This window comes from Spiribacter salinus M19-40 (genome assembly GCF_000319575.2).
Taxonomy (GTDB): Bacteria; Pseudomonadota; Gammaproteobacteria; order Nitrococcales; family Nitrococcaceae; genus Spiribacter; species Spiribacter salinus.
The window spans coordinates 1,219,803-1,229,377 of record NC_021291.1 but is presented as its reverse complement, the minus strand read 5'-3'; the positions used below and the strand labels follow the sequence as shown (position 1 = coordinate 1,229,377).

At 63.7% G+C, this 9,575-nt stretch carries 6 protein-coding genes; 1 reads left to right on the top strand and 5 read right to left on the bottom strand.

All coding sequences use genetic code 11. The annotated features are described in order from the left end of the window. The first annotated feature begins 150 nt into the window (after positions 1-150). Positions 151-1,851, top strand: coding sequence for a 2-isopropylmalate synthase (gene leuA, locus SPISAL_RS06045; protein WP_016353590.1), 1,701 nt, complete (start codon positions 151-153; stop codon positions 1,849-1,851). On the opposite strand, the gene recQ is transcribed toward leuA, so the two are convergent. From recQ to lexA, 5 genes are read right to left on the bottom strand one after another with little or no spacing between them, the layout of a single operon-like run. Continuing rightward, positions 1,794-3,623, bottom strand: coding sequence for a DNA helicase RecQ (recQ, locus tag SPISAL_RS06040; protein WP_041389265.1), 1,830 nt, complete (start codon positions 3,621-3,623; stop codon positions 1,794-1,796). The genes leuA and recQ overlap by 58 nt on opposite strands. Before the next feature lie 21 nt (positions 3,624-3,644). After that, on the bottom strand, positions 3,645-6,731 hold the full coding sequence (locus tag SPISAL_RS06035; protein ID WP_016353588.1) for an error-prone DNA polymerase: 3,087 nt from the start codon (positions 6,729-6,731) through the stop codon (positions 3,645-3,647). Positions 6,732-6,740: 9 nt separating this feature from the next. Next, positions 6,741-8,171 (bottom strand): Y-family DNA polymerase, encoded by a 1,431-nt coding sequence (locus tag SPISAL_RS06030; protein WP_016353587.1) that lies wholly within the window; start codon positions 8,169-8,171, stop codon positions 6,741-6,743. 26 nt (positions 8,172-8,197) lie between these two features. Beyond that, positions 8,198-8,872 (bottom strand): translesion DNA synthesis-associated protein ImuA, encoded by a 675-nt coding sequence (gene imuA, locus SPISAL_RS06025; RefSeq protein WP_016353586.1) that lies wholly within the window; start codon positions 8,870-8,872, stop codon positions 8,198-8,200. Between the two features lie 25 nt (positions 8,873-8,897). Continuing rightward, entirely contained in the window at positions 8,898-9,518 is a 621-nt protein-coding gene (gene lexA / locus SPISAL_RS06020) for a transcriptional repressor LexA (protein ID WP_016353585.1), read from the bottom strand. Between the last annotated feature and the right edge of the window lie 57 nt (positions 9,519-9,575).

Sequence of the window (9,575 nt, the reverse complement as noted above, 5' to 3'; positions counted from 1 at the left end):
ATCTTGCACGACTGCTCCGCTCCCTGGGCCTTCTGGCTGGCCTGCTGCTGCGCCGCGCGCGCAGTTAAATAATCCCCCTCCAATCGTTGCTTTTCCCAATGACCGCCACCGGCGGCAGCAGACTCGTTTAATCACAGGGAGCGCGCCAGCATGCTCAAGGATCCTAGCCAGAAATATCAGCCCTACCGGCCCGTGCGGCTGAGCGACCGGCAATGGCCTGATCGCACCCTCACACGGCCGCCGATCTGGATGAGTACCGATCTGCGTGACGGTAATCAGGCTTTGTTCGAGCCGATGGATGTGCCGCGCAAGCGGGCCTTGTATGACTGCCTGATCGAGATCGGATTTCAGGAGATTGAGGTGGGTTTCCCCTCCGCCTCACAGGCTGATCACGACTTTGTCCGACATTTGATTGATACCGACGCGATTCCGGAGGGCGTGTGGATTGAGGTGCTGACGCAGGCACGGCCCGATCTGATTGCCCGGACGTTCGAGTCCGTCGCGGGCGCTCCACGGGTCATTGTGCATGTCTACAATGCGACCTCACCGGTATTTCGCGACGTCGTCTTTCGGCAGGCGGCAGAGGGCGTTCGCACCATGGCCGTCGAGGCTGCGGGCCATATCCAGGCCCTGGCCGATGAGAATCCGCAGACCGACTGGCGTTTTCAGTACAGCCCGGAGACCTTCAGTGCCACGGAGCCCGAGTTCGCCCTTGAGGTGGTCGATGCGGTCACGGCGGTTTGGCAGGCTGCGCCCGAACGCCCGGTTATCATCAACTTGCCGGCCACGGTTGAGATGTCCACGCCCAATGTCTACGCCGATCAAATCGAGTGGATGCATCGGCATCTGGCTCGGCGTGAGGGCATCGTGCTCAGTGTGCATCCGCACAACGATCGTGGGACGGGCGTGGCCGCGACCGAGCTGGCGCTGATGGCTGGTGCGGATCGGGTGGAGGGTTGCCTGTTCGGTAACGGTGAGCGCACCGGCAATGTGGATCTGGTGACCTTGGCGCTCAATCTCTACACGCAAGGTGTGTCCCCGGGCCTGGATCTCTCGCGGATTAACGAGGTTTTGCGCACCGTTGAGCAGTGCACGGAGATGCCCGTGCACCCGCGGCATCCGTATGTGGGCGATCTGGTCTTCACCGCGTTTTCAGGGTCGCACCAGGACGCCATTCGCAAGGGATTTGCCGTCCAGCCCGAGGACGGGGTCTGGCAAGTGCCCTATCTCACCATTGATCCGCGGGATATCGGCCGCAGCTACGAGTCGGTCATTCGGGTTAATAGCCAGTCAGGCAAAGGCGGGATCGCCTATCTCCTTGAGCGTGAGTACGGCGTCAGCCTGCCCCGGCGCCTCCAGGTGGAGTTCTCGCAGGTCGTTCAGGCACACACCGACGCGTCGGGCGGGACCGTCGCTGCAGACCAGCTTTGGGCCATTTTCGAGCGGGAGTATCTGACCCTTGATTCTCCTTTGCATTATCTCGGGCATGCACTGTTTGATGCCAATGACCGCCAGGGCATTCGTTTGCGCCTGGACCGCGGGGGCGAAGAGCAGGTGCTGACCGGATTCGGGAACGGCCCGATTGACGCCTTGCTGGATGCCCTGGGCAGCCCGGTCAAAGTGCAGCATTACGAGGAGCACTCACTGAGTCATGGGTCGGATGCCGGCGCGATTTGTTTTATGGAGCTGGCCGCGGCGCCCATTGAGGGTGATGTCTATGGCGTTGGCCTGGATGCCAACATCGTCACGGCGTCCATTCGGGCGGTGCTGAGCGGCCTGAACCGCATGGCCGTTCAGGCGCCTGAAGTGCTCGGGGAAGCCGCGAGCGCGGCTAGGAACGCCTCACCATAGCGGCTGAGCTTGTGTGCGCCGACCCCGGGCACATCGGCCATCTCGGCCAGATTACGCGGCTGCTGCTCGAGCATGGCCAGCAGGGTGGCGTCGTGAAAGATAATGTAAGGCGGCACGCCTTCTGCTTCAGCAAGCCGGCGCCGCTCGGCCCGCAGGGTGGCCCAAGTGTCCGGGTCGGCCGCCACGTCGGCTGCCTCGATGCGTTGGTGGGATGGGCGCTGGCGGGTTGGCAGCGCATCCTCACGCAGCTCGATTCGTGTCTCTCCCCGCAGAACCGGGCGACAGGCATCGGTGAGCTGCAGTCCCCCGTGCCCGTTCGGATCGGGGGCGAGCAGGCCGTGGGCCAGAAGCTGGCGGATAACGGACTGCCATAGTCCTGCGGCCAGATCCTGGCCAATGCCCCAGGTGGTTAACTGATCGTGGCCCAGTCGCCGAATCCGCTCATCATCAGCGCCCCGCAGGACGTCAATGACATGTTTGGCCCCAAAGCGCTGGCCCGTGCGGTAGACGCAGGACAGTACTCGGCGAGCCGCATCCGTGGCGTCCCAGGTAGCGGGCGGGGTAAGGCAGTTGTCGCAGTTGCCGCATTCACCGGCGTGCGTCTCACTGAAATGGCCAAGTAATGCCGGCCGCCGGCAACCGGTCGTCTCACAAAAACCCAGCAGGGCTTCAAGGCGCTGATGTTCCCGGCGTTTGTGATCATCGCCTGCGGTCGACTCGGCGCTCATCTGTCGAAGCCGGTAAATGTCCTGCAGGCCGTAAATCAGCCAGGCCTCCGCCGGCAGGCCATCGCGGCCAGCGCGCCCGGTCTCCTGGTAATAGGCCTCAAGGGTCTTGGGTAGATCCAGATGCGCGACAAAACGCACATCCGGCTTGTCGATACCCATGCCAAAGGCGACGGTGGCGACCATGACAAGGCCATCCTCGCGAAGGAATCGGCCCTGGTGTGCTTGGCGCTGCGCAGGGTCGATCCCGGCGTGATAGGCAAGCGCGGGGATATCCCGCGCGTTCAGCCAGTCGGCAATCTGCTCGGTCGCCCGGCGGGACATGCAGTAGACAATGCCGGATTCTCCGGCATGACGCTCGCGGATGAAGCGCAGTAATTGCTCTCGGGGTTTTTCTTTGACGCCGACGTGATAGCGAATGTTGGGGCGATCGAAGCTTGAGACGAAGACGCGGGCATCGGCGGGAAGCAGCTGGCGATGAATCTCCTCGCGGGTGCGGGTATCGGCGGTCGCGGTCAGCGCGACCCGGGGAACCGCGGGGAAGCGCTCCCCAAGAATGCCCAGCTGGAGATATTCGGGTCGGAAATCATGTCCCCATTGCGACACGCAGTGCGCCTCGTCGATGGCAAACAGTGCGACAGGTCGGCGCGAGAGCCGGTTAAGCAGATCGCCGGACAGCAGCCGTTCGGGAGCGACATAAAGCAGATCAAGGGTGCCGGCTTCAATCGCCTGTTCAACCTCGATGCGCTCCACCGGATCCAGACTGGAATTGAGCGCGGCGGCCCGCACGCCCTGCTGTCTCAGTGCGGTGACCTGGTCATGCATGAGTGCAATCAGCGGCGAGATCACGACCGCGAGCCCCGTTCGGACGAGGGCGGGGATTTGGTAGCACAACGACTTGCCCCCACCGGTGGGCATGAGCACCAGGGCATTGCCGCCTTCACTGACCCAATCGACAACCGCAGCTTGCTGACCACGAAAACTGCGGTAGCCGAAGATCCGCTCGAGAATGGCGCGTGGGGTCTGGCCGTTGTCTGATGGGGGCATTCGCCCATGATAAGGCGTTCGTCAGTGAAAATCCCGAGATCGCGTCTCCAGAGTGCCCAGAAGGTGGCTGTGGTCTTCCAGCCGGCCTGCAATGAGGTGTTCAACCTCGTCGCGGCGCTCCCAGATCCCCACGACACCCAGCAGACTCGCACCCACCAGAATCTGGCGCTGCCGCCGTGCAAGATCCTTCCAGACCACAACATTCACTGTGCCGGTCTCGTCCTCAAGCGTCAGGAATACGACACCCCCCGCTGCGCCGGGGCGCTGTCGGTTTGTGACCAGGCCTGCGCTGCGTGCGATGCGCCGATGGCCGCTCCGGGTCAGCTCACTGGCCGGGCGATAGCCGTGCCGGCGGAGCTGATCGCGGAGCAGGGCAATGGGGTGACGGCCCAGCGTCAGGCCAAGGCTGCGATAGTCGCCCAGCAGATTTTCAGCCTCGCTGGGGGCGCGCAGGGTTGTGGGCGATTCCTGATCCGGGGCGTTTTCGAGTAAGGGTCCATGGGCCTCAATGCCCAGCACATGCCACCAGGCCTGATGTCGGTGTCCCCCGAGTCCCGCGAGTGCCCCGGCATCGGCCAGGGCACGCAGATCGCCCCGGTCGAGCTGGGCTCGCCGGCCAAGGTCAGCGACATCGGCAAAGGCGTGTTCGTTATCCCGAGCCGCCATCAGACGCTCGGCAGCGGCCTGGCCAAAACCGCGAATCAACCGCAGACCCAGCCGCAAGGCCGGGCGTTGGTCCGTGTCTTGCTCCAGCGTGCAATCCCAGTCGCTAAAGCGGACATCCACACCGCGCACCTCTACGCCGTGGGCTCGGGCGTCGCGAACCAGCTGGGCTGGGGCATAAAAGCCCATGGGCTGGCTGTTTAACAGGGCGCAGACAAAGACCTCCGGGTAGTGGCATTTGATCCATGCCGAGACATAAACCAGCAGGGCAAAACTGGCGGCATGGGACTCCGGGAAGCCGTATTCACCAAAGCCGCAGATCTGCTCGAAAACCCGATGGGCAAATTCAGGCGCATAACCTCGCTCGGCCATGCCTTCGAGGAGCCGCTCGCGAAAAGGCCCCAGCCCACCCCGTTTTTTCCAGGCCGCCATGGCGCGTCTGAGTTGATCGGCTTCGCCTGGGCTGAAGCCAGCGGCGACCACGGCGAGCTGCATGACCTGCTCCTGGAAGATGGGCACACCGAGGGTTCGCTCCAGCACGCCGCGGACTTCGTCGCTGGGGTATTCCACGGCGTCTTCACCAGCCCGACGGCGGAGATAGGGGTGCACCATATCGCCCTGGATCGGTCCTGGGCGGACAATCGATATTTCGATGACCAGGTCATAGAAGGCCCGTGGTCGCAGGCGCGGCAGCATGGCCATCTGCGCCCGGGACTCAACCTGGAATACGCCCACTGTGTCAGCCCGGCAGAGCATGTCGTAGACCTGAGGGTCTTCTCGCGGGAGCGTATCCAGTGACAGTGGGCGGTTGTAGTGCAGGTTCAGCAGATCGAAGCTGCGCCGAATGGCGCTGAGCATGCCCAGGGCAAGGCAGTCGACTTTGAGCAGCCCCAGGGTTTCCAGGTCGTCCTTGTCCCACTGGATGATGCTGCGCCCCGCCATGGCGGCATTTTCAGTGGGAACGAGCTCGCTGAGCGGCCCGCGGCTGATGACGAACCCGCCGACGTGCTGCGACAGATGGCGAGGAAATCCGATCATGGTGCGCACCAGCGTCAGCAAGCGATGGATCACTGGGTTGTCCGGATCAAAGCCCGCCGCCTCAAGGCGCGCTCGTTCGATGTGCTGACCATCCCACCACTGCATGCTGCCAGTCAGACGCTGGAGCTGGTCGGCATCGAGGCCAAGCGCTCGGCCAGCATCCCGCAGTGCGCTGCGGGGGCGATAACAGATGACGGTTGCTGCGATGGCCGCTCGGTGACGGCCGTACTTGCGGTAGATGTACTGAATGACCTCTTCGCGGCGGTCATGCTCGAAATCGACATCGATATCCGGCGGCTCATTACGCTCGCGAGAGATGAAGCGCTCGAACAGCAGACTGGCGCGAGAGGGATCGACGGCGGTGATGCCCAGGCAGTAGCAGACCGTCGAGTTAGCCGCCGATCCGCGTCCCTGACACAGAATGCCGCGCTGGCGGGCGAATGCGACGACATCGTGTACGGTCAGGAAATAGGGTTCATAGGCCAGCTCGCTGATCAGGGCAAGCTCGTGTTCGATGGCGTGGCGAACACGTTCAGGGATGCCGGCTGGCCAGGTTGTGTGGGCACCGGTCTCTACGAGATGTCGTAACCAGCTCGCCGGGGTATGGCCCTCGGCCACCAGTTCTTCGGGGTATTCATAGCGCAGTTCATCAAGAGAGAAACGGCAGCGTCGAGCAATGCGCAGGGCTTCGGCCAGCATGTCTCGGGGGTAGTCCCGTGCCAGCCGGGCGCGGCTGCGAAGATGTCGCTCGCCATTGGCCGCCAGCGCGTGCCCCAGTGCGCTGATTGGTTGCTGCAGCCGGACCGCGGTGAGGGTGTCCTGCAAGGCGCGTCGGCTCCGCCGGTGCATTAGCGCCCCACTGCTGGCTGTCGCGCGCAGGCCATGGCGGCTCGCGAGCGCACGGCAGTGATCGAAACGCGCGGTATCGAGGCCATCACGCTGCACCGACGTGGTTAGCCAGGCACGACCCGGGAAAGTGCGGGCGACCCAGTGAGCCGAGTCATCGGCCGTGTTGGTGTCAGTGACCAGCAGGGCCAGGCAACCGGGGATGCCATCCTGCAGATCGCTCCGGGTGAGATGATAGGTGCCTTTGGTGGCCTGACTGCGGCCGAGCGCGATCAATGCCGAGAGCCGGCCGTAGGCGGCCCGATCCGGTGCCAGCAGGATCAGATGCAAGCCGTCTTCAAGATAGAACTCGCTGCCGATGATTAGATGAAGGTCATGCTGGCGGGCGGCGGCATGGGCCCGCACAACGCCAGCCAGAGAGCACTCGTCCGTGATGGCCAGGCTGCGGTAGCCCAGATCGGCTGCTCGTGCGACCAGTTCTTCGGGGTGGGAGGCACCGCGAAGAAAGGTGAAGTTGCTCAGACAGTGGAGTTCGGCGTAGGGCGGGGCATCACGTTTCATGGCCACCCCTCAGGCAAAAAGGCCATGCAGGTACCAGCCGCGTGCGCCACGACGCTCGCGGAAAATCCATAGCCGCTCACCGGTCGGGCTGGCAGCCAGGTAATAATCGCGGCTGACGTCCTGGCCATCCCACCACCCGGATTCGATGCGCTCAGGTCCATGCTCGAGGATGAGGCGGCCATGATAGTGAGGGCGGCCATCATGACTTTCCAGGACTGCTGGCTGGGGCAATAGCCAAGTTGGTCGCGGTGTCTGACCGCCATTGCCACGCCCCTGGCCCGGTTCGGCGTATTGCCATGCGTGCTCTGGTCGGTGTTCCTCACGCACTGACAGTGCCCGCACCCGACCTTGTCCCAGGCGGTTGTCCAGGTCTTCGACCAGTCGCTGCCAGGCCGCTGCGGTGTTGTTTTCGGTCGCATCTCCCAGCAGGTCCTGGCTCTGTCCAGTGAGCGGTTGCAGGCGACCGGCCTTCAGGCTGATGGCTTGTGCGCCGGTTGTGAGCTGGCACTGCGCCAGTTGCTGTTCGAGCAGTGCCATCAAGCGTTCCCTGTCACGACTCGGCGTCATGATGCCCACGCGCAGCGGTGTCGCGGGCCGATCGTTGTGGTGGAGTCGGAAGTGCAGACGCGTGATGCCGGCATCCAGGCGTTGTAAGTGCCCGCATAGCGCATCCACCAGATGGCTGAAGCCAGGTTGCAGTTGTTGCCTGTCGGTGGTCTCGGCAGGCAGTTCAATGCGTGCTCGAAACTGCGCTGGAGGCTTCCAGTCCATGCGTGGGTCGGCGCGCTCGCCATGGGCCCGCTGCAGGGTCTCGAGTAGCGCCTGGCCCAGGCGGCGGCGAAGGCCATCCCGTGGCATGGCCCGGAGATCCCCAATGGTTTGGCAGCCCAACCCTTTCAGCGCTTTCTGGATACGCGCTGGCAGATCAAGTCGGGTAACGGGCAGAGAGGCTAGCCGATCGGCAAGCGCGGAGGCGTCGGTGATGGGCGTTGTGTCGCCATGTCGGGCCAGCAGCCATGCCGCCGTCGGTGTTGGCGCAATGCCCGGCGCAGCCTGGTGGCCGAGGGTAGTGAGCGCATCATGAAGGCGCTGGCGAAGCGGTTCGAGGCCACCGAAATAATGAAGACTGGCCCCGATTTCCAACAGCAGCGACCGCGGCGCGAGCACACTGACGCGGGAGGTGAATTGACCGGCCCAGGTAGCGAGTTGCTCGAGCATGCGACGCTCGCGATCCGGGCAATGCGCCCACTCTCGCAACCCGATGGTCATTGCCCGAGCCGCTGCCACTGACATGCCATCGTGAATGCCGTCCTGTCGAGCCAGACGATTGCGCCTCATGATTCGGCCGGCCTCGGTGATCACGATGGGGTAATCCGCTGGCTCGGCACCACTCAGCGCTTCCATTGGTAGGTGGCGAAAGTGAAGACATAACCAGAGCATGGTGACGCATCCGCTCAGAGCCCGGTTTAGTGGGTCATGGCTAGCGGCATTTGCTGACCCGCCGCTGCCGTGGACCAGGTGTCGAGCTCGATGGCGCCAGCCGGTGTGCCGCGGCATTTGAGTACGCTGACGCCCAGGCGCTGACGGTCGCTTTGATCAAGCACAAGCCGGAGTGCGGCGGGTGAACGCACCTTGGCGGCAGCGTTTTCACGAAACAGCAGGCCGAGACTGTCGCCTGCTTCGGCCGCAAGCTGCAGGCGCCGCAGGCTGCGGTCATCACAGGTGCTGGGCCAGGCCAGCACCGCTGCGCAGGTTCCTGTGCGCAGGGCCTGCTCTATAGACCAAAGGGCCTGCGTGCCATTATCGGGATGTACGACCAGGACTCGGGACAGGTCAATGCCCTGTGCCGCCATGGCCGGCGCGTACGGCACAAAAGGTGGAGCGATCAGTGCAATCCACCGGCCGCCCCGGGAGAGTCGCGCGAGCGCGGGCATGACCAGCTGCAACTCACCAATGCCATGATGGGCATGGATGAGTTCGGTCAATGCGCCGGTGGGAAAACCGCCGCCAGGAAGTACCGCATCCAGTCCCGAAAACCCGCTGGGTACATGCGTGCCAGTGCGGGGCTCTGATGAAGGATGGCGGTCGCTGGCGCGCCAGATGCCAGGCTGTGCGAGCAGCTGATTAATCGCCTGATTCATGTTGTTTCTCCTGATTGTCTGGTGCTCAGAGCCCATCGCGAATCACGCCGACGCCCACCCCTTCGATGGTGAGCTCGTCATGGCGCAGATCCAGTTCAATAGGCTCGAAATCAGCGTTCTCCGGCAGGAGTCGGACCTGATGCCCGGCGCGGGAGAAGCGCTTGACGGTGACTTCGTTATCGATGCGAGCGACGACAATCTGCCCCTCCCGGACATCGGTGGTCCGATGGACAGCCAGCAGATCGCCGTCAAGGATGCCGGCATCCCGCATACTCATCCCCCGAACCTTGAGCAGGTAGTCGGCATCGGGAGAGAACAGACCGCTGCTGACCTGGCAGTAGCGGTCGATGTGCGACTCGGCGAGCAGGGGGCTGCCTGCTGCAACCTGCCCGACGACGGGCAGCCCCGTTTCGGCTTCCACTGGGGTATCGCTGACTTCGCAAAGGCGAATCCCGCGGGAGGCCCCCGGTTGAAGCGTAATGACGTTCTTGCGGGCCAGGGCCCGCAGGTGCTGCTCGGCGGCATTGGCGGAGCGAAAGCCCAGCTCGCTGGCAATTTCGCTGCGCGTAGGCGGATAGCCGGTGAGCGCCAGGAACTGCCGAATGAATTCGAGGATCTCTGCTTGGCGGGGAGTGAGGCCCTGCATGTCCTGCTCCGGTCCGTGAATGACACTGTTAATTTATACAGTACTGTATGGATATGC

What these genes read in the sequence shown, in the direction of transcription:
- lexA (WP_016353585.1), bottom strand. Translation starts at nt 9,518, where the DNA reads ATGCAGGGCCTCACTCCCCGCCAAGCAGAGATCCTCGAATTCATTCGG.
- recQ (WP_041389265.1), bottom strand. Translation starts at nt 3,623, where the DNA reads ATGCCCCCATCAGACAACGGCCAGACCCCACGCGCCATTCTCGAGCGG.
- imuA (WP_016353586.1), bottom strand. Translation starts at nt 8,872, where the DNA reads ATGAATCAGGCGATTAATCAGCTGCTCGCACAGCCTGGCATCTGGCGC.
- SPISAL_RS06035 (WP_016353588.1), bottom strand. Translation starts at nt 6,731, where the DNA reads ATGAAACGTGATGCCCCGCCCTACGCCGAACTCCACTGTCTGAGCAAC.
- leuA (WP_016353590.1), top strand. Translation starts at nt 151, where the DNA reads ATGCTCAAGGATCCTAGCCAGAAATATCAGCCCTACCGGCCCGTGCGG.
- SPISAL_RS06030 (WP_016353587.1), bottom strand. Translation starts at nt 8,171, where the DNA reads ATGCTCTGGTTATGTCTTCACTTTCGCCACCTACCAATGGAAGCGCTG.